Consider the following 24,905-nt stretch of genomic DNA (forward strand, 5'->3'; position numbering starts at 1 on the left):
TTTATTTCTTATTAAGAATAAAAGGATCTACCAATCTATGCCTTTCAATGCTTTAATGCCGGAATCAAAAGCGTGTTTTACATTTCGAACTTCAGATACCGTATCAGCCATTTCAATTAACTCACGGTGCGCAGCTCGGCCAGTAATCACAACCGATTGCATTTTGGGACGGTTTTGTAATGCTGTTTTTAACTCATCAAGTTCGATATAGCCATAAGTGATCATATAAGTCATTTCATCAAGCAAAACAAGATCGACAGATTCATCGGATAAGCTTTTTTTGCACTCTTGCCATACACGTTGTGCTGCTTCGGTATCTGCTGTTTTATCTTGAGTATTCCAAGTAAATCCTGTTTTCATAACATGGAAAGGGACACCATGACCTTCTAGTAAATTTCTTTCCCCACAATCCCATGTCCCTTTAATAAATTGAGCCACAACACAATTTAAGCCATGTCCAACCGCTCTTGCTACTGTGCCAAAGCCAGAAGTAGTTTTTCCTTTCCCATTACCCGTAACAACAATTAACAAGCCTTTTTCTGTCTGCGCATCTTCAACACGCTTGTCGACATTTTCTTTGATCTTTGACTGGCGTTGCTTATAGCGTTCATCTTTTTTATCTTGTTCTATCATGATTTCTATTCCATTAAAAATAGGGGAGTTCATTTATTGTAGTTATTTGAGATATAAAAAATCCCGAGAGGAGAACCATATCGGGATTTATATTATCTATCAATGATAAAAGTGAATGTATCTTTACTGACTAACCACTTTATAGATCGGATCTTCTTGTACATTTATTTCAACTAAGCTACCCGCTTTGTTTAGAAGAGCATGACAATCTTGGCTTAAGTGACGAAGATGTACTTTTTTGCCTGCTTTAGAGTAACGCTCAGCGATAGTATCAACGGCTTCGATAGCTGAATGGTCAACAACACGTGAGGCTGCAAAATCAATAATGATGTCTTGAGGGTCACTTTCTACATCGAATAACTCTAAGAAATTAGCTGCTGAACCAAAGAAGATCGGTCCATTAATTTCATAAACTTTAGAGCCTTCTTCGTTTACTGAGTTTGTTGAGAAGATGTGTTTTGCGTGTTGCCATGCAAACATTAATGCAGAGGCGATAACACCAACACCAACAGCAACAGCAAGGTCAGTAAACACAGTAACAACGGTTACAAGTACAATAACAAAGAAATCCTGTTTTGGTACTCGGCGTGCAAGTTTGAATGTTGCCCACTCAAATGTACCAATTACTACCATGAACATAACACCAACAAGAGCTGCTAGAGGGATTATCTCAATTAATGAAGATGCAAATAGGATGAAGACTAACAGCATTACCGCGGCTACGATGCCAGATAAACGGCCACGGCCGCCAGAGTTAACATTGATCATTGATTGACCAATCATCGCACAACCACCCATTGCTCCGAATACAGAACAAGTAACGTTTGCTACGCCTTGACCAACACATTCACGGTTAGATTGACCACGAGTACCTGTCATTTCATCAATAACCGTTAAAGTTAGTAATGATTCAATTAAACCGATAGCGGCTAAAATAAGCGCGTAAGGTAAGATGATGTACAGTGTTTCTAAAGATAATGGGACATTAGGCACAGAGAAAGTAGGAAGAGAGCCTGCTAATGTTGCTGCTTCATCACCACTCATTGTACGTAGGAAGTCTACAACAGTACGAGTATCTAAATCTAAACCTTGAACTAACCCTGTTACAACAATAATAGCGACTAAGGAAGAAGGCACTGCTGTTGTTAATTTAGGTAAGAAGTGAATGATAGCCATAGTCACAGCAACTAAGCCTAGCATTAGTATCATTTGGTCACCTTGTAACCAATCTAAATTACCGAGTGCGTCAGGGGCTTTAAATTGACCAAGTTGAGCAAGGAAGATAACAATAGCTAAGCCGTTTACAAATCCGATCATTACAGGATGTGGAACGATACGAATAAACTTACCTAGTTTAAATAAACCTGCGGTAATTTGCAGAATACCGGCGAGTAAGATGGCTGCAAAAAGGTACTGTACGCCGTGAACTGCTACTAAGCTAACCATTACAACAGCCATCGCGCCAGTTGCGCCAGAAATCATTCCAGGGCGACCACCAATAACTGACGTAATTAAGCCGACAATGAAAGCAGCATATAGGCCAACCATAGGGTCAACACCAGCAACAAAGGCGAAAGCAACAGCTTCAGGGACTAGAGCTAACGCAACGGTTAACCCTGATAGAACATCATTCTTCACTGAATGATTAGAAAATTTTGGAAATTCAAACATTATTTTTAGATATCTTCTTGGTTGTTTTTCAAGCATAGTATGCGGCGAATCGTACAGAAAAGCGTGATGAACTTCAATGTATATTCGGAATTAGATATAAAAAAAGCAAGTTACATCGAAACGTAACTTGCTTAATTTTATTGGTTATTTATTTTAAAGGCGTTTGCCTAAAAAATTATAAACCCGCTGTTTTCGCCATTGCTGCACTTGCTTGAGAAGTGGCTGTTTGACTACCAGCTTGTTTTGGTTCAAAGCGCTCAGTTCTAAATGCAGCAGCCGTAACAGTGATTTCTTTAATCTCTGTTGGACCTGTTGCTTTAGTCATTCCTGAAGAAGCGTGACCTTTGTATTGAGGCTTTTCAGCAACAACAGTCGTCGTTGGTGCTGATGTCTCAACTACTGCAATTTCAGCAGGAGTTACAGGAGCTTCTTTTACTTCAACCTTCTGCTCCGCTATTAGTGCTTCTGCAGTTGCTGGTGCTTCATTAATTACTGGAGCCTCAGCTTGAGTTGTTGCTACAGGCGCTTCAGCAATAACATGTTCAACCACAGGTGTTTCTATTATTGCTTCTGCTTTATTAGCAGGAACATAAGGCAGTAATACTTTGCCCATAGCCATTTCAGGGAATGCAACACCACCGATTTGAGCTTTTACTGTAGTGGTTTGACTTGCTTGGTCTTGTGCATTTTGAGTTTCATTATCAATGAACTTCTCTTGTTGGCGTTTTGCTTCTTTCATCTCTAAGATGCGAGCATAGTCAGGGTAAGCTTTACCCATCGCCATTTCAGGAGACGCAACACCAGCAAATAGACGAGCAGGATTCACAGGGCGACGATCACGGCGACGACGACGTTGACCACTTGCACGTAAGTGGCGAGGTGAACGACGGTTACGACGTTGGCCTTCTTTACGTTCTGTATTCTTCTCAGTATTTGCTTCTGCAGGCGTAGTTACTTGTGCTTGGGTTTCTGTTGTTGCTACTACTTCAACAGGAACTTCTACTTCCGCTTCTACTGCTTTACCTGTACGTACTTTCTTTTGCAACTGACGGCGTTGACGGCGTTGCTTAACTTGAACCGTTTTTTCGCGTTTTTCAGCTGGTTTATCAGAAGGTTGCACAGGTACTTGTTGTGCTTCTGCTGCTAATTGAAGCCCTTGCTCTGCAATTTCCTTACGAGCTTTAGGTTGTTTCGTTGGTTTGCTTTCAGCCGCTACTTTAACTGGCTTAGTTGCATTATCTTCAACTTTTTTACCACGACGATTATCAGTGCGATTTTCGTTGTTGTTGTTGCGGTTATCATTACCGTTACGACGATTGTTGCGGTTATTACGACCATTTTCGTTACGACGACGATCATTATTACGGTTTTGATTACGACGCTGAGTTGGTTTTTCTTCTTCTACTTTTTTCTCAGTTTCAGCAGGTGTTGCTTCTGGTGCAGAGAAGAAGTTTGCAATCGCAGTGAAGAAACGACTAATAATACCCGGTTTTTCTTCAGCTGTTGCTTTTGCTTCTGGTGCTTTTGTTTCTTGTACTTTCGCAATTGGAGCTGCTTGAGCTGGAGCACTGAAGCCTTGAAGAACAGGTTCTTCGCGTTTTCTAGGAGCAATATTAACCGCAGGGGCTTCTTTTGCTTCTGCTTCACGTAACGCTTCTAGTTTCTTAGGTAGAAGGTATGAAAGCATTTCTTGTTCTTCACCATCACGGATACGAATCACTTCAAAGTGAGGCGTTTCCATATCAGAGTTAGGAACAATGATTACACGAACATTGTGGAATTTTTCAATGTGCTGAACTGAACGACGTTTTTCATTGAGCAGGTAAGAAGCAATAGAAACAGGAACAACGGCAAGAACTTGAGTTGTATTGTCTTTTAGAGACTCTTCCTCAATTAAACGTAAAACAGACAGTGCTAGTGATTCATTATCACGAACAACACCAGTACCCGTACAACGAGGGCAAATATGGTGACTTGCTTCAGCTAAAGACGGGCTTAAGCGTTGGCGAGACATTTCTAGAAGACCGAAACGAGAAATACGACCGATTTGAACACGAGCACGATCCATACGAACCGCTTCACGCATGCGATTTTCTACTTCACGTTGGTGACGAACTGGCGTCATATCAATGAAGTCGATAACCACAAGGCCACCTAGATCACGTAGACGTAATTGACGTGCAATTTCATCAGCTGCTTCTAAGTTTGTATTTAATGCTGTTTCTTCGATATCACCGCCTTTCGTTGCGCGAGCTGAGTTGATATCAATTGATGTCAGTGCTTCTGTTGGGTCAATAACAATAGAACCACCAGATGGTAAGCGCACTTCACGCTCAAAAGCAGATTCAATCTGGCTTTCGATTTGATAGTGGCTAAACAGTGGGATTTCGCCTTCATACAGCTTAACGCGAGATAAGAAATCTGGGCGAATAAGTTGAATGTGTTGACGAGCACGGTCAAAGATTTTTGGGCTATCAATCAAGATTTCGCCAATATCACGACGTAAGTAATCGCGGATTGCACGAACAATAACGTTACTTTCTTGGTGAATTAGGAAAGGTGCTTGATTTGATTCTGATGCGTGCTTAACCGCTTCCCAATGATTTAGGAGTACGTTTAAATCCCACTCAAGTTCTTCTGCAGATTTACCAACACCAGCAGTACGAACAATTAGACCCATACCCTGAGGTAGTTCTAATGTACTTAATGCTGCTTTAAGTTGAGTGCGTTCTTCACCTTCGATACGACGAGAAATACCGCCAGCTCGAGGGTTATTTGGCATAAGAACAAGATAGCTACCAGCAAGAGAAATGAAAGTTGTTAAAGCAGCGCCTTTGTTGCCACGCTCTTCTTTTTCAACTTGAACAATTACTTCTTGGCCTTCTTTCAAAACGTCCTTGATATTTGGACGGCCTTGATAAGTGTAACCTTGAGGGAAATATTCTTTTGCAATTTCCTTAAGGGGAAGGAAACCGTGGCGATCAGCACCGTAATCAACAAAAGCTGCTTCCAAGCTTGGTTCGATACGTGTGATTTTGCCTTTATAAATATTTGCTTTCTTAGATTCGTGACCAGGGCTTTCGATATCTAGATCAAAAAGGCGTTGGCCATCAACTAATGCGACGCGCAACTCTTCCTTTTGGGTTGCGTTAATCAACATTCTTTTCATTAGGGAATACTCATTACAAATTGTCGAGCTTGTTTGTCCACTTCCATTTCAAATGGTGCCAGATCCCAAGGCTGATTACATGTGCAGCCTCACGGCTGGAACTCAGGGATGCTCTAGGGCACAATCCACATCAACACTATCGATAAAATAGTGCTGATCCGCAATTATTCGCGGTCGTTAAAACATAAAAAATGGTTTAGGCATAACAAGCAAAAAAACTCAAAGCAGTATAGATGTCTTACGCCAATTGCCGCATCACCGCATTCGAGCAGTATATTTTTAGTTCTTTTGGTGCTTTTATGCTCACCAAGGTGAAGAAATAGCCATCTGGGCTAATTTCAGGGGCTAACTATAACAGTCAGATTAAACCGCAGCAATCTTCATTATTTGAAAGTGAGCTAAAAAAGGTTCATCAATTAGAATTAAGACAGTAGAATGTAGAAATGACTGATGATAAACCTAAAGTGCAATTCGTCGATATTGATGACGATTTTGCAGGGCAACGAATCGATAATTTTCTTCTTGCCCGCTTAAAAAATGTCCCTAAAAGCATGATTTATCGAATTGTGCGTAAAGGTGAAGTTCGCGTAAATAAAAAACGCATTAAACCAGAGTACAAATTACAAGAGGGCGATATGGTTCGTATTCCTCCTGTAAAAGTACCAGAACCTACAGCGCCTGATTTACCAAGTGTTAAATTAGCTAAAGTGTCTGAGCTTGAAAGTTGTATTATTTATGAAGATGATCACCTTCTAATATTGAATAAACCTTCAGGCACAGCGGTTCATGGTGGCAGTGGTCTTAAATTCGGTGCAATTGAAGCATTAAGAGCTTTACGCCCTGATGCGCGTTTTTTAGAGCTTGTTCACCGAATTGATAGAGATACTTCTGGCATTCTACTTGTTGCTAAAAAGCGTTCAGCATTACGACGACTACAAGAGCAGTTCCGCAATAAGACAGTACAAAAATACTATTTTGCATTAGTGATGGGACAGTGGAAAAGCACATGTAAGGTCGTGAATGCACCTTTGCTAAAAAATGAAGTGAACAGTATTGTTCGAGTTAATCCGAATGGTAAGCCTTCTGAGACGCGCTTTAAAATTTTAGAAAAATTTGAACAAGCGACCTTAATCCAAGCAAGCCCAATTACCGGTCGAACGCATCAAATCCGTGTGCACGCCCAATATACTGGCCATCCTATTGGTTGGGATGATCGTTATGGTGACAGACGATTTGATGCTTATTCTGGACAGTTTGGTTTGGATCGATTGTTCTTGCATGCGGCAAATATCAAATTTACTCACCCAAGTACGGAAGAGTTAATGGATATTAGCGCACCAATGGAAAACAAATTAGAACGAGTACTAAAAGGCTTACGAGCTAAAAAATAGTTACGCACTAATGCAATGGTAGCGATAAGTGTTATAGGCACTTATCGCATTTTGTACTTGTTATATAAAAACTAAAGCACTGAAAATCCTTGACGATCTAGCATATCAATCAATGTGATCAGAGGAAGACCAATTAATGTATTGGGATCTTTTCCTTCCAATTTATTGAATAACGCAATTCCTAGTCCTTCACACTTAAAGCTTCCTGCACAATGAAGTGGCATCTCTTTATCTACGTAGCTTTCTATTTGTTGTGTATCTAATGATCGAAAGTGTACGTGAAACTCTTCACAAAGGGTTTCAGCAACCATTGTGGTGGTGTTTAATAAAGATAACCCTGTATAGAAGGTAATGATTTGGCCGCTGGCTTTTTGAAGTTGGGAAATGGCTTTTTCGCGAGTCAGTGGTTTTCCAATAATATCGCCATTGATAATGCACACTTGGTCGGATCCAATGATCAAATGGTGTGGATCTTCTATTCCACAAGAGCGTGCTTTTTGTTCCGCTAATCGAGTGACTAGTTCTTTAGGTGATTCATTATTAAGCGGAGTTTCGTCACAAACGGGTGAAATTGCATCAAAAGGACACTGGATCTTCTCTAAGATCGAACGTCGAAAAGGCGATGTTGAGGCTAGAATGAGTTTTGATTGCATAAGTAGGTTCTTCTTCTTAAATTTTTCGTTTATTATTAGTGATACCAATTCCAGTAATTATCTGCTCATTATTACTGGTTAAATCACTTAATAGCTGCGTTAAAAAATAGGCTTGTAGAATAACTACTTATCATATTTTTTGTCTTACTCTTAAGTGGTTTTCCTACGTAATAAATAGATCACTTAATTAATTACATTGGTATAACTCTGCTGAAATAGCAACTGGGAAGAAAAAAAGCATAATTTTTGCCATTTTTCTTTGACTCGAAGGCTTTAGAAAGATAAGATGCGCGCCCTATGCAAAAGGTAAAATTACCACGAACAGTTGATGCATTCCAAACCGCTCAACGAAGATTAGACTACGATGGAATCATCCAATCTAATATTTTAAAGCGTTTGGCTGAATCTACTGTAGATGTGAAAAGTGATGCTGAAGTCACTATGTCATTTAAAGTTGACGAACAACGACTAGCCGTTATCTCTGGTAAAGCTAACGTCACCGTGTTGTTGGAATGTCAACGCTGTAATGAAAATTTTGAACATCACCTAAATGTATCATTTAAGTGTACGCCTTTTTTAAGCGAAGAAAAGGCAGCTCTAATTCCTGAGGAATATGAGCTTGTAGATTTAAATGAAATGGGTGAAGTTGATCTCGTTGAGTTGGTAACTGATGAGTTCATTCTAGCGTTGCCGCAAGTCGCTATGCATGACATAAAAGACTGTCAGGTCAAATCTAACAATTTGGTATTTGGTGAAATTCCTGAAGAGGAAGAGAAACCGAATCCGTTTGATGTTTTAAAATCTTTAAAACAACAGTAATTGAGGAGTAGGGTCCATGGCCGTACAAAAGAGCAAGAAATCACGTTCAATGCGTGGCATGCGTCGTTCACACGATGCACTAACTACAAGTGCATTATCTGTAGACGCAACTAGTGGCGAAACTCACCTTCGTCACAACGTTACAGCTGACGGTTACTACCGTGGCCGCAAGGTAATCAACAAGTAAGGTTGACGCTTTGCAGCAGCTAACCATTGCAATTGATGCGATGGGTGGGGACTTCGGTCCCCAAGTTACAGTGCCTGCCGCCGTGCAGGCATTGTCACAATTCCCAGAGCTAAAAATCACTATTGTTGGAGATCGTCATGCGATTTCTACACAATTAGCACATCTAAATTATACCCCCAGCTCTAGATTTTCAATTGTCCATAGCGATAGTGTTATTGGCAATAATACACCACCTTCAAAAGCGCTTCGACACAGTCGTGGTAGCTCAATGAGAGTCGCCCTTGATTTAGTTTCCAGTAAAGATGCCCAAGCGTGTATTAGCGCAGGTAATACTGGGGCACTAATGGGATTATCTCGTTTTACTCTAAAACTTCTTCCTGGTGTAGAACGCCCAGCATTGATCAGTCCATTACCAACGAAAAATAATCAACGTACTTGGATGTTAGATCTTGGCGCTAATGTGTCATGTGATGCTGAAACCCTGTTTCAATTTGCCGTAATGGGTTCTGAATTAGCAGAACAATCCTTAGGGCGTAAAGCGAAAGTCGCATTATTGAATATTGGTGAAGAAGAAATAAAAGGTAATGATCAAATAAAACGTTGTGCTGAGATGCTGCATCAATGCCAAGATATTCAATTTATTGGTTATATCGAAGGTGATAAGCTTTATCAAGGCATTGCAGATGTAGTAGTCTGTGACGGGTTTGTCGGCAATGTTTGTCTGAAAACCAGTGAAGGCGTTGCACATTTATTTTTAGATCAACTAAAATCACATCTAGTTACATCAAAATTCAAACAAATTTTAGCGAAATGGCTCTTTGGTGATGTCATTTCTAGCTTAAAAGAGCTGAACCCCGACCAGTATAACGGCGCAAGTCTGATAGGATTGCGCGGCATTGTTGTGAAAAGTCATGGAAGTGCAGATATTTCTGCCTTTAACAATGCCATCAAGGAAGCGGTTCATGAGGTCAAGCGACAAATACCTAACCGTATTAGTGATCGCTTGGAGGCAGTTTTACTCGAGAGGCATTATTAGTCTTCATGTATAGCAAAATTTTAGGTACTGGTAGCTATTTACCAGCACAAATTCGCACAAACGCGGATTTAGAAAAAATGGTCGATACTAGTGATGAGTGGATCTTAGCTCGAACTGGTATTAGTGAACGTCGCATTGCCGGTGAAAATGAATCTGTAGCGACTATGGGTCATATTGCGTCTGTAAATGCAATTGAAATGGCCGGTATAGATAAGAACGATATTGATCTTATTATCTTAGCGACAAGCACACCAACATATTCATTCCCCTCTGCGGCTTGTGAAGTCCAAGGGTTATTAGAAATTCAGGGCTGTCCAGCATTTGATTTATCGGCAGCTTGTTCAGGGTTTGTTTATGCATTGAGTGTTGCTGATCAACATATCAAAACGGGTATGGCAAAAAACGTACTTGTTATTGGCTCTGATGCAGTATCTCATACCTGTGATCCTGAAGACCGCTCTACGGTTATCTTATTTGGTGATGGTGCCGGTGCGGTTGTTATTGGCCAAAGTGAAGAGCCTGGAATTATTTCAACTCACTTGCACGCTGATGGTAAGTTCGGTGAATTACTTTCTTTACCTGTCCCTTCTCGACAAAATGAAGAAGCAGACAAATGGCTACATATGGCTGGTAATGAAGTCTTTAAAGTTGCCGTTACACAGCTTTCTAATTTGGTGAAAGAAACACTTCAAGAAAACCAAATGGATAAGTCTGAGCTTGATTGGTTAGTTCCACATCAAGCTAATTTACGAATTATTAAAGCAACAGCGAAGAAGCTATCAATGTCGATGGATCAGGTTGTTGTTACTCTCGATCGTCACGGTAATACTTCGGCTGCAACAGTGCCAACGGCATTGGATGAAGCGGTACGTGATGGCAGAATTCAACGTGGCCAAACGTTATTGCTTGAAGCATTCGGCGGTGGTTTCACTTGGGGTTCTGCACTCGTTAAGTTTTAAGTGAAGAGCTAGACATCTGTTTGATGATCTAGCTTCTTTTATGTGCTTATTTAAAGGAAATAATATTCATGAGCAATTTTGCTATCGTTTTTCCAGGTCAAGGCTCTCAAGCTGTTGGCATGCTTGCTGAACTAGGTGAGCAACACGAAGTGGTAACTAAAACTTTTGCTGAAGCATCAGAAGCATTAGGTTATGACTTATGGTCACTTGTTCAAAATGGTCCTGCAGAAGATCTAAATCAGACTTTTCGTACTCAGCCTGCATTATTAGCGACCTCTGTTGCTTTATGGCGTGTATGGCAAGAACAAGGGTTAGCACAACCTTCTGTTTTAGCTGGTCATAGCCTTGGTGAATATTCAGCACTTGTATGTGCAGGTGTTATTAACTTTAAAGATGCAATCAAATTAGTTGAGCTTCGTGGTCAACTGATGCAAGAAGCAGTACCTGCTGGTGTTGGTGCAATGTATGCGATTATTGGTTTAGATAATGAAGCAATTGCAAAAGCATGTGATGAAGCTGCACAAGGAGAAGTGGTTTCTCCAGTTAACTTTAACTCTCCTGGTCAAGTTGTTATCGCTGGTAACAAAGATGCAGTAGAGCGTGCAGGCGTATTATGTAAAGAAGCGGGTGCAAAACGTGCACTACCGTTACCTGTATCAGTACCTTCTCACTGCGCACTAATGAAACCTGCGGCTGACAAACTAGCGGTAGCGCTAGAAAGCATTGAATTTTCAGCACCAGTACTGCCTGTTATCAACAATGTTGATGTTGCTGCCGAATCAGATCCTGCAAAAATTAAAGATGCACTTGTTCGTCAACTATACTGCCCTGTACGTTGGACAGAAGTAGTAGAAACAATGGCTGAGCAAGGCGTAGAAACCTTATATGAAGTTGGCCCAGGTAAAGTTCTTACTGGTTTAACTAAACGAATCGTTAAATCACTTAGCGCAGCAGCGGTAAATGATGCCGCTTCTCTTGAAGCTGCTAAGTAATTAAAGGGAATAGTAAATGATGAATTTAGAAGGCAAAATTGCCTTAGTTACTGGCGCAAGTCGCGGTATTGGTCGCGCTATTGCTGAGCAATTAGTCTCTCGCGGTGCAACGGTTATTGGTACTGCAACTTCTGAAAATGGCGCAGTTGCTATCAGTGAATATCTAGGTGAGAACGGTAAAGGTCTTGCTTTGAATGTAACAGATGCAGAATCTGTAACTGAAGTACTAAAAACCATCAATGATGAGTTTGGTGCGATTGATATCTTAGTGAATAATGCGGGTATTACTCGTGATAACCTACTTATGCGCATGAAAGATGATGAGTGGATGGATATTATTGATACCAACCTAACGTCTATTTTCCGTTTATCTAAAGCCGTACTTCGTGGCATGATGAAAAAACGTAATGGTCGCATTATCAACGTAGGTTCTGTTGTTGGTACTATGGGTAACGCAGGTCAAACTAACTATGCTGCTGCAAAAGCAGGCGTAATTGGCTTTACTAAATCGATGGCTCGTGAAGTAGCTTCACGTGGTGTAACGGTGAATACTGTCGCTCCAGGTTTTATCGAAACAGACATGACAAAAGCCTTGAATGATGACCAACGAGCTGCAACACTATCATCAGTACCTGCTGGTCGTTTAGGTGATCCTAAAGAAATCGCAGCTGCAGTTGTATTTTTAGCATCTCCAGAAGCGGCTTATATCACAGGCGAGACATTGCATGTGAATGGCGGCATGTACATGGTTTAATCACTAAAATTGGTTTAAGGGTGACTTAGGTCAATTTTGGGTCAATATTGCACTAAAAATCACGAATTTCGTGGTTTGACCAGCAATCTTAGCCTTGCAACTTTCTTATTAATGAATAGAATACAGCAAGTATCGCAAATCAGCGAAGTCTGTAATTAGGAAAATTAAAATGAGCAATCTTGAAGAACGCGTAAAGAAAATCATCATTGAGCAACTGGGTGTGGATGAAGCTGAAGTTAAAAACGAAGCATCATTTGTTGATGACCTAGGTGCAGATTCACTAGATACAGTTGAACTAGTTATGGCTCTAGAAGAAGAGTTTGACACTGAGATTCCAGATGAAGAAGCTGAGAAGATCACTACTGTTCAAGCTGCTATCGACTACGTAACTAGCGCACAGTAAGAAATACCCTCCAGGCGGTCATCTTGACCGCCTGAGTTTTTAATACGCTACAATCCCTATCTAAATTTCAAATAATTCCGGAGAAATATATCGTGTCCAAACGTCGTGTAGTTGTTACAGGCATGGGTATGCTAACACCGGTGGGTAACACTGTTGAAGCATCTTGGAAAGCGCTGTTAGCAGGCCAAAGTGGTATCGTTAATATCGAGCACTTTGACACCACTGAGTTTACTACTCGTTTTGCAGGTCTAGTTCAAGACTTTAATGCTGAAGAGTACATGTCTAAGAAAGACGCTCGTAAGATGGATTTATTTATCCAATACGGCGTAGCTGCTGGCATTCAGGCATTAGATGACTCGGGTTTTAAAGTTACTGAAGAAAATGCTCATCGTATTGGTGCTGCAATTGGTTCAGGCATTGGTGGTCTTGGCTTAATTGAAGCTGGTTACAAAGCATTTAGTGAAAAAGGTCCTCGTAAGATCAGTCCGTTTTTCGTGCCTTCAACCATCGTTAATATGATCGCAGGTCATATGTCGATTATGCGCGGTCTACGTGGTCCTAATATCGCAATTTCAACTGCTTGTACTACAGGTCTTCATAATATTGGTCATGCGGCTCGTATGATCGCTTATGGTGATGCTGATGCAATGCTAGCCGGTGGTGCAGAAAAAGCATCTACAGAGCTAGGTATGGGCGGTTTTGGTGCTGCAAAAGCACTATCAACAAATAATGAAAACCCTCAAGGCGCGTCTCGTCCTTGGGACAAAAACCGCGATGGTTTTGTTCTAGGTGATGGTGCTGGCATGATGGTTCTTGAAGAATACGAACACGCAAAAGCTCGTGGTGCGAAAATCTACTGTGAATTAGTTGGTTTTGGTATGAGCGGTGATGCTTACCATATGACGTCACCAACACCTGATGGTTCTGGTGGTGCACTAGCAATGGAAGCAGCGATGCGTGACGCTGGCGTAACGGGTGAGCAAATCGGTTATGTAAATGCACACGGCACATCGACACCTGCAGGTGATGTTGCGGAAGTTAAAGGCATTAAGCGTGCTCTTGGTGAAGCGGGTACTAAACAAGTATTAGTATCGTCAACAAAATCAATGACAGGTCACTTACTAGGTGCTGCTGGTTCTGTTGAAGCAATCATTACAGCGATGTCTTTGGTTGATCAAATCGTTCCACCAACGATCAACCTTGACGATCCAGAAGAAGGTTTAGATATTGACCTTGTTCCACATACGGCTCGTAAAGTTACTGATATGGAATATGCTATCTGTAACTCATTTGGCTTTGGTGGCACAAACGGTTCACTGATCTTCAAGAAAATGTAATAACTTGTTTGTGAGACTTAATTAGTTTCCAAGAGTCAGTTACACTTTAAAGGCGGTTTGATATTATATCAAACCGCCTTTTTATTTATCAGTGGTTAGGAGCTGTCATGTTTTGGGTTAATGGAATGGAATCTGAATCACTTCCCATAAGTGACCGAGCAACTCAGTATGGTGATGGTTTTTTTAGCACCATGAAGGTATTAAATAAGAAAGTTTGTTTGTGGGATCTGCATCTAAACCGACTTAAAACCTCTGCAATACGCTTAAATATTACAGAGCCTGATTGGAATACACTTGATAAACAAATCACTGAGCTTGCAACGAAAGTAATTAGTGGTGGCATTAAAGTGTTAATTACTAGAGGAAGTGGGGGGCGAGGCTATTCCCCTCAAGATTGCGATAATACTCAAGTTATTGTATCCACTTTTTCTCTTCCTATTTATTACAAAGAATGGAAGCAGAAAGGGATAGATTTAGGTGTATCAGATATTCAGTTGGGACTAAATCCATTATTAGCTGGAATGAAGCACCTAAACCGCCTAGAGCAGGTACTAATAAAGCAATCAATATCTAAAACAGATTATCTCGATGCTATTGTTCTCGATATTAGTAACAATATCGTTGAGACATCTATAGGTAATCTTTTTTGGGTTAAGAATGATAAACTATTCACTCCAGATTTATCATTAGCAGGTGTTGAAGGTGTGATGAAAGCGCATATTAAGAAGATTGCGAGCCTTCATCATATCGGGATTGAATCAGTACATTGTGATTTTGATACATTAGCTGTTGCTGATGAAGTATTTATCACTAACTCTTTATTTGAAATTGTACCTATTAATAAAATCAAAGACATTCATTTTACCAAGCATACATTAACTTATTGGTTTCAGGAGAAACTGTACTCGTGTTGAAAAAACTTATTATCATTATTTTATTTTTGGCGGTAGCTGCACTTGGTGCTGGCTTTTGGGCTTATCAGCAGGCAATTAATTTTACTCAACAACCTGTAATGCTAGAGAAAGCTCAACTTGTTGAAGTTAAATCAGGAACAAGTTACCGAAAACTCATTCGTCAGTTTGAAGAAAAGAAATGGATATCGGACACTCAATGGGCTCGATTTACTCATAAACTAAGCCCTCAATTAACCAATATAAAAGCGGGTACGTACTGGGTTGAACCAAATCAAAGGTTAGCAGAAGTACTGACTCAATTAAAAACGGGTAAAGAGCATCAATTCTCAATTACTTTTGTTGAAGGCAGTCGTTTTTCTGAGTGGCAACAACAACTAGAACAAGCGCCTTACCTAGAACATGAACTTGAAGGAATGTCAGAAGAAGACATTGCGAGTAAATTAGGCATTAAACGGTCTAAATTAGAAGGTCTTTTCTTAGCAGAAACGTACCATTATACGGCAGGCATGAGTGACTTTGATATTTTAGAGCGTTCTCATAATGCGCTAGTGACATTATTAGATACTGAGTGGGAAACGAAATCAGCTAATTTACCTTTAAAATCATCTTATGAAGCGTTGATTTTAGCCTCTATCATTGAAAAGGAAACCGCTATCGATTCTGAAAGAGAACGAGTTTCATCTGTGTTTGTTAATCGCCTAAGGCGTGGAATGCGTTTACAAACTGATCCAACGGTTATCTATGGTATGGGTGATAAATACGACGGTAATATCCGCAAGAAAGATCTCCGAACACCAACGGCATACAATACTTATACCATTAATGGCTTACCCCCAACACCGATTGCAATGGCGGGCCCGGCATCGATAAAAGCAGCATTACATCCAGAAACGAGTCGTTATCTTTATTTTGTTGCTGATGGTACAGGTGGTCATAAATTCACTAAATCATTAGTAGAGCATAACAAAGCAGTTAGAGCTTACTTAAGAACATTAAGAAATTAATCATGTCTAAATTTATTGTAATCGAAGGCCTAGAAGGCGCTGGTAAAAGTACGGCTATTAAAAATGTATTAGCCACATTAGCTAAGCATGGTATTGAAAACCCTGTAACAACAAGAGAGCCAGGCGGAACACCTCTTGCTGAAAAAATGAGAGAACTGGTAAAGCAAGGGCACCCAGATGAACCGTTAACAGACATGGCTGAATTGCTATTGTTGTATGCTGCTCGCGCACAGTTAGTTGGAAATGTGATTAAACCTGCTCTTGCAAAAGGTGAGTGGGTCGTCGGTGATCGTCATGATTTATCGTCGCAGGCATACCAAGGCGGTGGTCGTGGGTTTGATCGTAATTTAATGAAAACGATGAGAGACACGGTTCTAGGCGACTTCAAACCAGATTTAACCATTTACATGGACATTGACCCTAAGCTTGGATTACAAAGAGCTTCTGCTCGTGGAGAGCTTGATAGAATTGAGCAAATGAAATTAGATTTTTTTGAACGAAGCCGTGAACGTTACTTAGAGTTCGCAAACAGCGATGAAAGTATTATTACTATTGATGCGGGACAAGATTTAGATACGGTAACTCGCTCTATCGTGAATGCGCTGGAAACATGGTTAGTGACTAATGGCAACTAAACTCTATCCTTGGCAGGAAGATATTTGGCATCAATGGCAGCAGCTTATTGCAAATGATAGGCTGCCTCACGCTATCTTATGTGCAATGCCAGAAGGGACTGGGCGAGATAAATTAGTTCAGTATTTTTCTGATACTTTACTTTGTTTAACTCAAGGCACTGAACCTTGTGGTTTCTGCCATAGTTGTGATTTGATTCAATCTGGTAATCATCCTGATTTACACTGGATTAAACCAGAAGTGGAAGGTAAATCGATTTCTGTAGAACAGATCCGTCAATGTAATTCATGGGCACTAGAGTCATCGCAATTTAACGCTAAGCGAATGATTATTATCGAACCTGCAGAAAAAATGACAGAGTCTGCTGCAAACGCATTACTAAAAACATTAGAAGCCCCACCGAAAAACTGCCAATTTGTCTTACTTGCTAGCTCTTTGCATCATTTATTACCAACAATACGCAGTCGCTGCCAAACTTGGCAACAGCCAGTGATCAGTGCTGAAGTGATTACTCAATGGTTACTCGAAACTGAAGAACTAACGGTAAATACACAGTCAATTATTTTGAATCGATATTTACCGCTAGCGGTGAAGAGCTTTTATCAAGATAAGAAACAAGTAAGCCATCAGCAGCTTCTTTCACACTTTAGTGTTTGTGTTCAATCCTCTTTTTGTAATACAGCCGATGTGGTTAAAACCTTGCTAAAATTAGAGGATGAAGGCTTATGTTGGTTAAGTTACTTGTTGTCTGATATACAGAAACGACAGTTAGGAATTGTAACTGATTGGATTCATTGTGATGAAAAAGAGACGGTAGAGAGACTAGCAAAAAGCATCTCTTCTAACCTTATCTATAAGCAATATTTGAGTCTAAATGCGCTAAGGCAACAACTCAATGATCATCCGGGCTTAAACAAAGAACTATTATTAACTCAGTGGTTATTTGAGTTTATTGGAGAATAATGTGTTAGTTGATACACACTGTCACCTAGACAAGTTAAATTATAATGATCTGCATACTAATGTGGGTGATGTACTTGAAAAAGCAAAATTACGTGGAGTAGAGCAGTTTCTAACCGTAGGTGTTACTTTAGATGCTTTTCCCAATATGATGGAAATGATCAAAGATCACCCTGAAGTTCATGCGTCTTGTGGTATTCATCCATTAGATGTGGAATCGGAATTTGATTTATCTATTTTCCGTCAATATGCGGCCAATGATCGTGTTATTGCTATTGGTGAAACGGGGTTAGATTATTTTTATCAGCCTGAAAGCGCGTCTCGTCAACGCGACTTGTTTGAACAACAAGTTGAGGTGGCTGTTGAGTACAATAAACCATTAATTATCCATACAAGACAAGCTAGAGAAGATACCTTAGCAATTCTAAAAAATGGTCAAGCAAACAAATGTGGTGGTGTTATTCACTGCTTTACTGAAGACTGGGCGTTTGCTGAAGCGGCAATGGATTTAGGTTTTTATATTTCAATTTCAGGCATTGTTACGTTTAATAAAGCCACTGAATTGAAAGATGTGGTTCGTCGTTTGCCGTTAGAGCGTATTTTAGTTGAAACCGATTCTCCATATTTAGCACCTGTTCCCTATCGAGGAAAAGAGAATCAACCTGCATATGTTAGAGAAGTTGCTGAGTATATTGGCCTACTAAAAGGGAAATCCTTTGAAGAAGTTGCTCAAATAACGACGAATAATTTCAAAAATCTTTTTTTGAACAAATAAATTAAATTAGTTCACAAAACAATCAAAAGAGAGGCTTATGTTTCTCTTTTTTTTATAAACTTGATTTTTTGCAGGTTTTCGTTAATAAAATTCTAAGTAATCGGTTGCGGTAGCTGTTTATTTATACTATCTATTTTTGTTGCTAAAAATAACATTTATTGGCCTGCTTATTTTTATTTTTATTAATTGTAATCAGTGACTTATGGTAACGTTGCATTTTTTTTGTTATTTTTGCTACGCCTTGCTTTTGTGATCACTGCAGGGTTTTAAAACAATAAATGAAAACATGCTAGAAACTGTTTTTACATAGGTCTATATTTAGCGACAGTTTGATTAGAGACACGATTACTTACAATTATGTTAGTTATATTAGGCGAGGGGGATATTGCCGTAACAAGCTAGTTAGTAATTGAATGTTTCAATTGTATTTATAATGATTAGGAGCAAAACATGTTTAAAAACCTTTTTGCCAATCTACAGAAAGTTGGTAAGGCGCTTATGCTGCCTGTATCAGTACTTCCTGTAGCTGGTATTCTTTTAGGGGTTGGTGCTGCCAACTTTAGTTTCCTTCCAGAAGTGGTTTCTCACTTAATGGAACAAGCTGGTGGTTCTGTATTTGGTCAAATGGCTCTGCTATTTGCTGTGGGTACGGCACTTGGTTTTACAAACAATGATGGTGTTGCTGGTCTAGCTGCTGTTGTTGGTTACGGTATTATGGTTGCTACACTTAAAGTGATGGCGACAGTAATGGGTGTTGATGGTATCGAGACAGGTGTTCTTGGTGGTATCCTTGCTGGTGGTGTTGCTGGTTGGGCTTTTAACAAGTTCTACCGTATCCAACTTCCTGAGTACCTTGGCTTCTTCGCTGGTAAGCGAGCAGTGCCAATCGTTACCGGTTTTGTATCTATCGCTCTAGGTTTAGTTCTTTCTGTAATTTGGCCTCCAATTGGTGGCGCAATTGCAGCGTTCTCTGATTGGGCTGCAAACCAAAACCCAGTAATGGCATTTGGTATCTACGGTGTAATCGAACGTTCTCTAATTCCTTTTGGTCTTCACCATATTTGGAACGTACCATTCTTCTACGAAGCAGGTTCTTGTGTGAACAGCGCTGGTGAGCAAGTAAATGGTATCATGACTTGTTTCCTAACTGCTGATGATGCATCTCGTGCTGCGGGTAATGGTTTTGGTCAATTAGCTGGTGGTTACTTATTCAAAATGTTCGGTCTTCCTGCTGCTGCAATCGCAATTGCACATTCAGCGAAACCTGAAAACCGTGCAAAAGTAATGGGTATCATGGCATCTGCTGCGTTAACTTCATTCCTTACAGGTATCACAGAACCAATTGAATTTGCATTCCTATTTGTTGCTCCTGTTCTTTATGCTATCCACGCTGTACTTGCTGGTGTTGCATACATGCTAACTAACGCATTAGGTGTTGTACACGGTCACACGTTCTCAAATGGTTTCATTGACTTTGTAGTTCAATCTCCACGTGCAGAGAATATGCTACTTCTAGTCGGTCTTGGCCTTGTTTACGCTGTTGTTTACTACATCGTATTCCGCTTTGTAATTAAAGCAATGAACCTGAAAACTCCAGGTCGTGAAGACGAAGAAGAAGCTGGTGTAGCAGTAACTGGTTCTGAGCTTGCTGGTGAGTTAGTTGCTGCATTCGGTGGTAAAGAAAACATCACAAACCTTGATGCTTGTATCACTCGTTTACGTGTATCGGTAGCAAACGTTGAAGCCGTTGACCAAGATAAACTGAAAAAACTTGGTGCAGCTGGTGTTGTTGTTGCGGGTTCTGGTGTTCAAGCTATCTTTGGTACTAAGTCTGATAACTTGAAAACAGATATGAATGAGTGGATTAGCCATAACTAATTTGCGATTCTATCGATGAATAATAAAAGGAGACTTTCGAGTCTCCTTTTTCTGTTTCTGGCTTGAAGAAAATCGAAGATAAGCACAGGTATTATCTTTCAGGAAATGAGATGTCTTGATTTGAGCCTAGCCAAGTAGGGTATTTTTTCATAATTGAGAGAAACAGATCTGACTCAATGAAAGTCGCAAGCCAGTGCTGTATGTGTTGATATTTACTTTGGTTAAACCATTCAATATTAACGAACGCAAATTGTCGAATAAAAGGAAGAATAGCTAAATCAGCTAAGCTGTATTCATTACTAAATAGCATTCTCGAAGTAGAGAGTTGTTGCTCCAGTCTTTCTAAAAATAGCTCCCCTTGTTCACGATAATAGAGTTCTGTGTTCTCAGGGTAGCGATCTGCATATTTGTATTTATCCAACCATCCTTTAAACACATGATCGTTTTCCTCTATTAATAAATACATGGACGCTGTTGTTGATAATAGTAATTCTGAATCCTCTAAAGCCCACTTCATGATATCTATGCTTTCATCGATTACAGTATCATCTTTTTTAATTAAAACAGGTACAGTACCTTTAGGGGAAGCGAAAAGCATCGCTTCGGGTTTATGTTTCAATATAATTTCACGAAGTTGAACTGATTTATTGGAAAGGACGATACCAAGTCGTGCTCGCATCGCGTACGGGCAGCGTCGAAATGAATAGAGAATGGTCATTTTTACCTTCTAAATTAATTTAAAATGAAACGGCGAAAAAAAACAGATCCGAAGATCTGTTTTAAGTAATTGTATTGTTATAGGCTAGGTTCTAGTTACTGTTCATCGCTTTACGGATACAGAAGACCGCGCCTCCCCACGTGATACCTAAGCCAATAACCATCATAATGATTGCACCAGTTGTCATATTAAGCCTCCTTGCTTGATTTATTAATAACGATACCAACAACCAACATTGCAGCAATTAATCCCCAACCCAGTAATAGTAAGTCTGATTGAGCGTAACCACCATATCCGTCGGTTAATGTATTAACAATATTAGTTCCTAAAATAACCACTAGAAATGCAGGACTAATAAAGCGCAAGCAGATCTCAAACCATTTACCAACGGTAAATTCAGAGATTTTGTTTACGTGTGAACGTATGTCTGCAAGTTTTACCAACCAACCCATGATAAATAATTCAATTAAGCAGCTTGCTAGTAGAGCTATGTTATTAATGAAATAATCAACTAAATCAAGCAGCAATAGTCCGCCATTAGTCGCAAAGGCCATAGAAACAACCAGCCCTGTACCACACACAATAGAAGCGGCTTTTTTACGAGACCATTTTAGTTTGTCGATAAATGCAGAGGTAACGGCTTCAATAATTGAGATATGAGAACTTAGCCCTGCAACAACTAAAGCAAAGAAGAACAGAGGACCAAGAATATAAGGCGCAGGTAATAAATTGATGGCTGCTGGAATAGTAACAAATGCAAGACCAACACCAGCACTAACGACCTCAGTTAATGGTTTGCTTTGTTCATGCGCCATATTTCCTAGGATAGAGAAAATAAGAATACCAGCGATAATAGAGAATCCACAGTTAATTAATACTGTCATAAAAGCATTGTTATTTACGTCAGACTTTTCAGGTAGGTAACTTGAATAAGCCAGCATGATTGCAAAACCAACACTTAACGTAAAGAATATTTGACCATAAGCGGCTGACCATACTTTTGGGTCTGTTATTTTACTGAAATCTGGTTGGAACAGGTAATTAAGACCATCTAGTGCGCCTGGTAAGAAAATCATACGGCCGATAAGCGCAATAACCATAATAAATAGCAATGGCATCATAACCTTACTAGCACGCTCGATACCACTCTTTACACCACCAAAAATAGCTGCAAAAGTTATGCTCCATGCAATAATCATAGGAATGGCAATATGCCATTGAATACCACCCAGTTTTGTTGGTGAGTTATCGCCTAGCTTTAAATATTCACTAAAGAAGTAGGCATTTGTATCTTGGCCCCAGCTTTGAGAAAAAGACATGCTGAAATAAGAGATTGCCCAGCCAATAACGGCAACGTAATAAACTGCGATAACAGCGGCTATTAATACTTGAAACCAACCAAGCCATTCGTATTTTTGATTTATTTTTGCAAAAGTTCGCGGTGCTGAGCCTCTGAATTTATGGCCCATACCAAATTCCATGATCATAAATGGAATACCAGCAGTTAACATGGCAAATAAATAAGGAATAAAGAAAGCACCGCCACCATTTTCATACGCCATGTATGGAAAGCGCCAAATATTACCTAGACCGATAGCAGATCCTACTGCAGCAAGAATAAATCCTGCACGAGAACCCCATTGTTCACGCTTCATAAAATACTCCTTTTAAAAACTTTTCCCTGAGAAATGAAGCTAACTTAGTATCATTCTCTATTAAATTTGAAATCAATTTGCTCAAACTAGAGGTATTAGCTAAGCATTACAGGCAGATTACCCATTAATACTTGTTAAGGCAATATGATAAAAAGGTAGCTTAATGTAACCTATCTAGTTAATTATGCTGAAGTTGTAACTTTTTTTAGAGAATGGGTTTGTTTGGGGTGGGATGTTTAGAGTGTATTATTGTTAAGTAAAGGTTAAGTAAATGATTGTGTTTTTGTAAATAAATTCCAATTGATGGGAAAGTAACCGCATTAATTGGAATTTATAAAATAATAAGTGGTGTGAGAAAGTTAAAAACTGAATCGTAAGCCAAGATTCCCTTGTACTTGATTCATCCAACTGCCTTCATAACGAATAACACATCTACTTTGTGTTGAACCAGAAACGCAAGCGCTGTCAAAACTACTATCAACAGAAGTGCCTAACCATCGGGCTTCTAACTGTAAGGCAAAATTGTCAGTAAAGTGGTATTGCAACCCAGTAAAAGCGCCGGCAGAGAAGCGTAAATTTTCATCACTCCAGTCGACATCGGTATAAGTTGCGCCAAGGCTTAATCCTAAAAATGAACTTAGTTTAGGGGTAAGGGAGTAATCTAAAGCACTTTGGAAATGTAAATAATCAAACCGCGTTTTATTGCCCAGTGATTTTACCTCACTGCTTTGAGTACTATAAAATAGTCCAATACGACCTGTATCAAAATCTGTTTCTATAGCAAAAGATAAAGCGTTATCTCCATTGATTTTATAAGTATCTCCTGCACTGTTTGTCACCTCACCACCAGAAGAAAACCCAATAGAGGGTGTAAGATATACCTGAGCAAATATTGGTAAAGGCAGGATGGCCAGCAGCCCCAGTAATGACGTCCGTTTCATTTTTCCTCCTAAAATAGGTTTTAATTTTGATAATTTGTATTTAGTCACATAGCGACTGATCTTATCCCTAAGTTTGATTTATTATGCTGACATTGTGATGCTAATACCAACTTGGCAGTCAATTTTCTTTGATTCCTTGAAGATACCTCAAACTAGTGTTAATTTTTTGTTACTGCACAATAACAAGGAGTCGTTATGGATAGTGATTTCAAATTTGCACTCATTACAACTATAGCCGTATTTTCTGGCTTAGCTTTTTTCGGAAGCTTGGTTTTAATGGCATAAATTAGTTTTGATGGCATAAAAATAAACGCTATTAAATAAAAAGAGCAACCAATAAACAGTGGTTGCTCTTTTTTAGTTTCTGGCATGTTAATAGTGAAACATTACGCGAGTGCTTGAAGTGGTAAGTAGGTTTGCCATGCATTTGTATATAGTGATTGAGATAGAGCTCTCAATTTAGTCACTCGAGCATCTTCAAACTGAGTGAATTCTCGCTTTTCCAGAAGAGCTAAACGTTCAATGTTTTGAATTTCTTCATACAATTTATGCTCTGCACCATTTTTTACTGTCGCAATGTCTTTTAAATGCAGCTGTATTTCTGCGACCAGTTTTGTTTTTGGTAATTCAACGAGTAATTTTATGTCTCGGTAGCCTGATTTTGCTGGCTGTGCAAAACGGTTAGTGACACTAAGTACAGTTGTTTCTCTATTTATTGATTCATAAGCCGTCACCAAATCAGGTATTGAATCGGCAACGATGGTCGCTCTTGCTATGTCAGTTAACTGGTTAACTTGACCATTTAACTCTTGTTCAATTTTTAATAAGGCACGTTCTGCGCTCTTCACTCCAGCAAATTGAGGCTGAGAATTAGAGATCAAAGCGGTTTCTTTACACAGATTTTCTAGTTCTCTTTGAGCTTGATGTGCTTTTGAATTTAAAATATCAAAATCATCGTAAGGCTGATGTGAGAAATAGTTCCAATTTTGAATCGAAAGTAGACCATTTAGGCTGTGAAGGACATGTTGATGATCGATCTCTGATTGGTTTGCTTCTTGATAATCAGGTTCAATAAACTCAATTAATGAGGAAGCTTGTGCTTGAGGACGTCCAAATACTAAAACCATTAGGACTGCGGCACGGGCAAACTTTTTCATTCTTTTTCCTTAGCAAGACAGAAAGAAATAGCAACTAAGTAGACTGCATCTTAGCAACACCTACTAAATAAATATGGGCACACTTAGCAGATTCAAGAGGTGAAAATTATCATTGTTTTGGTTTGAGTTAAGCATCACAGAATTACAATTCTTGACGTTAAATTAAGGTCAATTTTTGAAATTTTTCTTCTTGAAATTGAAAGCAATTGTAACTAGGAAATTGTTAATCAAATGGGGAGATAAAATAGATGTTAGTTCAAAGTGGC

The 24,905-nt window shown here is 39.5% G+C and carries 25 protein-coding genes; 15 read left to right on the forward strand and 10 right to left on the reverse strand.

Features of this window, described 5'->3' with window-relative positions; all coding sequences use genetic code 11:
• Positions 1 to 27 precede the first annotated feature (27 nt).
• From cobO to rne, 3 genes are all read right to left on the reverse strand, one after another.
• Positions 28 to 633, reverse strand: coding sequence for a cob(I)yrinic acid a,c-diamide adenosyltransferase (gene cobO, locus PVK71_RS01960; protein WP_274417231.1), 606 nt, complete (start codon positions 631 to 633; stop codon positions 28 to 30).
• Between the two features lie 123 nt (positions 634 to 756).
• Entirely contained in the window at positions 757 to 2,304 is a 1,548-nt protein-coding gene (locus tag PVK71_RS01965) for a SulP family inorganic anion transporter (RefSeq protein WP_274417229.1), read from the reverse strand.
• 175 nt (positions 2,305 to 2,479) lie between these two features.
• Positions 2,480 to 5,473, reverse strand: coding sequence for a ribonuclease E (rne, locus tag PVK71_RS01970; RefSeq protein ID WP_274417228.1), 2,994 nt, complete (start codon positions 5,471 to 5,473; stop codon positions 2,480 to 2,482).
• 443 nt (positions 5,474 to 5,916) lie between these two features.
• Here rne and rluC point away from each other — a divergent pair, with 443 nt between their 5' ends.
• Complete coding sequence (gene rluC / locus PVK71_RS01975; protein ID WP_274417227.1) at positions 5,917 to 6,864, forward strand: 23S rRNA pseudouridine(955/2504/2580) synthase RluC; 948 nt, start codon at positions 5,917 to 5,919, stop codon at positions 6,862 to 6,864.
• A 71-nt stretch (positions 6,865 to 6,935) separates the two neighbouring features.
• On the opposite strand, the gene PVK71_RS01980 is transcribed toward rluC, so the two are convergent.
• Positions 6,936 to 7,517: a Maf family protein gene (locus PVK71_RS01980; RefSeq protein ID WP_274417226.1), complete on the reverse strand. Its 582-nt coding sequence runs from the start codon at positions 7,515 to 7,517 to the stop codon at positions 6,936 to 6,938.
• A 297-nt stretch (positions 7,518 to 7,814) separates the two neighbouring features.
• Here PVK71_RS01980 and yceD point away from each other — a divergent pair, with 297 nt between their 5' ends.
• The 14 genes from yceD (at position 7,815) to ptsG (ending at position 20,168) form a co-directional block, all read left to right on the forward strand.
• The gene (gene yceD, locus PVK71_RS01985) at positions 7,815 to 8,336 is read left to right on the forward strand and encodes a 23S rRNA accumulation protein YceD (protein WP_130045541.1); all 522 of its coding nucleotides are present in this window, start codon (positions 7,815 to 7,817) and stop codon (positions 8,334 to 8,336) included.
• 16 nt (positions 8,337 to 8,352) lie between these two features.
• Positions 8,353 to 8,523, forward strand: a complete 171-nt coding sequence (gene rpmF, locus PVK71_RS01990) for a 50S ribosomal protein L32 (protein WP_060991458.1) — start codon at positions 8,353 to 8,355, stop codon at positions 8,521 to 8,523.
• A gap of 10 nt (positions 8,524 to 8,533) precedes the next feature.
• Entirely contained in the window at positions 8,534 to 9,559 is a 1,026-nt protein-coding gene (gene plsX, locus PVK71_RS01995) for a phosphate acyltransferase PlsX (protein WP_130048223.1), read from the forward strand.
• A 5-nt stretch (positions 9,560 to 9,564) separates the two neighbouring features.
• On the forward strand, positions 9,565 to 10,518 hold the full coding sequence (locus PVK71_RS02000) for a beta-ketoacyl-ACP synthase III (protein WP_130045539.1): 954 nt from the start codon (positions 9,565 to 9,567) through the stop codon (positions 10,516 to 10,518).
• Between the two features lie 68 nt (positions 10,519 to 10,586).
• The gene (gene fabD / locus PVK71_RS02005) at positions 10,587 to 11,510 is read left to right on the forward strand and encodes an ACP S-malonyltransferase (RefSeq protein WP_274417224.1); all 924 of its coding nucleotides are present in this window, start codon (positions 10,587 to 10,589) and stop codon (positions 11,508 to 11,510) included.
• Positions 11,511 to 11,529: 19 nt separating this feature from the next.
• Positions 11,530 to 12,264, forward strand: a complete 735-nt coding sequence (gene fabG, locus PVK71_RS02010) for a 3-oxoacyl-ACP reductase FabG (protein WP_165367164.1) — start codon at positions 11,530 to 11,532, stop codon at positions 12,262 to 12,264.
• A gap of 169 nt (positions 12,265 to 12,433) precedes the next feature.
• Positions 12,434 to 12,667, forward strand: coding sequence for an acyl carrier protein (gene acpP / locus PVK71_RS02015; RefSeq protein ID WP_017051317.1), 234 nt, complete (start codon positions 12,434 to 12,436; stop codon positions 12,665 to 12,667).
• Between the two features lie 92 nt (positions 12,668 to 12,759).
• Positions 12,760 to 14,004 carry a beta-ketoacyl-ACP synthase II gene (fabF, locus tag PVK71_RS02020; protein ID WP_130045536.1) on the forward strand — a complete coding sequence of 415 codons (1,245 nt, stop codon included), beginning with the start codon at positions 12,760 to 12,762 and terminating at the stop codon, positions 14,002 to 14,004.
• A gap of 107 nt (positions 14,005 to 14,111) precedes the next feature.
• Positions 14,112 to 14,918 carry an aminodeoxychorismate lyase gene (gene pabC, locus PVK71_RS02025; protein ID WP_274417222.1) on the forward strand — a complete coding sequence of 269 codons (807 nt, stop codon included), beginning with the start codon at positions 14,112 to 14,114 and terminating at the stop codon, positions 14,916 to 14,918.
• Positions 14,912 to 15,922 (forward strand): endolytic transglycosylase MltG, encoded by a 1,011-nt coding sequence (gene mltG, locus PVK71_RS02030; RefSeq protein WP_274417221.1) that lies wholly within the window; start codon positions 14,912 to 14,914, stop codon positions 15,920 to 15,922. The genes pabC and mltG overlap by 7 nt, the downstream gene beginning before the upstream one ends.
• A gap of 2 nt (positions 15,923 to 15,924) precedes the next feature.
• A complete protein-coding gene (gene tmk, locus PVK71_RS02035; RefSeq protein WP_274417220.1) occupies positions 15,925 to 16,557 on the forward strand; it encodes a dTMP kinase in 633 nt (210 codons plus the stop codon).
• Positions 16,547 to 17,518: a DNA polymerase III subunit delta' gene (gene holB, locus PVK71_RS02040; RefSeq protein ID WP_274417219.1), complete on the forward strand. Its 972-nt coding sequence runs from the start codon at positions 16,547 to 16,549 to the stop codon at positions 17,516 to 17,518. Before tmk ends, holB begins: the two co-directional genes overlap by 11 nt.
• Before the next feature lies 1 nt (position 17,519).
• Positions 17,520 to 18,290, forward strand: coding sequence for a TatD family hydrolase (locus tag PVK71_RS02045; protein WP_274417218.1), 771 nt, complete (start codon positions 17,520 to 17,522; stop codon positions 18,288 to 18,290).
• 450 nt (positions 18,291 to 18,740) lie between these two features.
• A complete protein-coding gene (gene ptsG / locus PVK71_RS02050) occupies positions 18,741 to 20,168 on the forward strand; it encodes a PTS glucose transporter subunit IIBC (RefSeq protein WP_274417217.1) in 1,428 nt (475 codons plus the stop codon).
• A 91-nt stretch (positions 20,169 to 20,259) separates the two neighbouring features.
• Here the strand turns inward: ptsG and PVK71_RS02055 are convergent, their stop codons facing one another.
• The 6 genes from PVK71_RS02055 to PVK71_RS02080 all read right to left on the reverse strand — a co-directional run bounded on the left by PVK71_RS02055 (position 20,260) and on the right by PVK71_RS02080 (position 24,639).
• Positions 20,260 to 20,886: a glutathione S-transferase gene (locus PVK71_RS02055; RefSeq protein ID WP_274417216.1), complete on the reverse strand. Its 627-nt coding sequence runs from the start codon at positions 20,884 to 20,886 to the stop codon at positions 20,260 to 20,262.
• Between the two features lie 91 nt (positions 20,887 to 20,977).
• Complete coding sequence (locus tag PVK71_RS02060) at positions 20,978 to 21,073, reverse strand: MetS family NSS transporter small subunit (protein ID WP_274417215.1); 96 nt, start codon at positions 21,071 to 21,073, stop codon at positions 20,978 to 20,980.
• 1 nt (position 21,074) lies between these two features.
• Positions 21,075 to 22,541 carry a sodium-dependent transporter gene (locus PVK71_RS02065; protein WP_274417213.1) on the reverse strand — a complete coding sequence of 489 codons (1,467 nt, stop codon included), beginning with the start codon at positions 22,539 to 22,541 and terminating at the stop codon, positions 21,075 to 21,077.
• A gap of 359 nt (positions 22,542 to 22,900) precedes the next feature.
• On the reverse strand, positions 22,901 to 23,482 hold the full coding sequence (locus PVK71_RS02070) for a porin family protein (protein ID WP_274417212.1): 582 nt from the start codon (positions 23,480 to 23,482) through the stop codon (positions 22,901 to 22,903).
• Positions 23,483 to 23,640: 158 nt separating this feature from the next.
• Positions 23,641 to 23,853: a hypothetical protein gene (locus PVK71_RS20475; protein WP_443111696.1), complete on the reverse strand. Its 213-nt coding sequence runs from the start codon at positions 23,851 to 23,853 to the stop codon at positions 23,641 to 23,643.
• 15 nt (positions 23,854 to 23,868) lie between these two features.
• Positions 23,869 to 24,639, reverse strand: coding sequence for a phosphoribosylglycinamide formyltransferase (locus PVK71_RS02080; protein ID WP_274417211.1), 771 nt, complete (start codon positions 24,637 to 24,639; stop codon positions 23,869 to 23,871).
• Positions 24,640 to 24,905 lie beyond the last annotated feature (266 nt).

The organism is Aliivibrio sp. S4MY1 (genome assembly GCF_028765545.1).
In the GTDB taxonomy this organism is placed as follows: Bacteria; Pseudomonadota; Gammaproteobacteria; order Enterobacterales; family Vibrionaceae; genus Aliivibrio.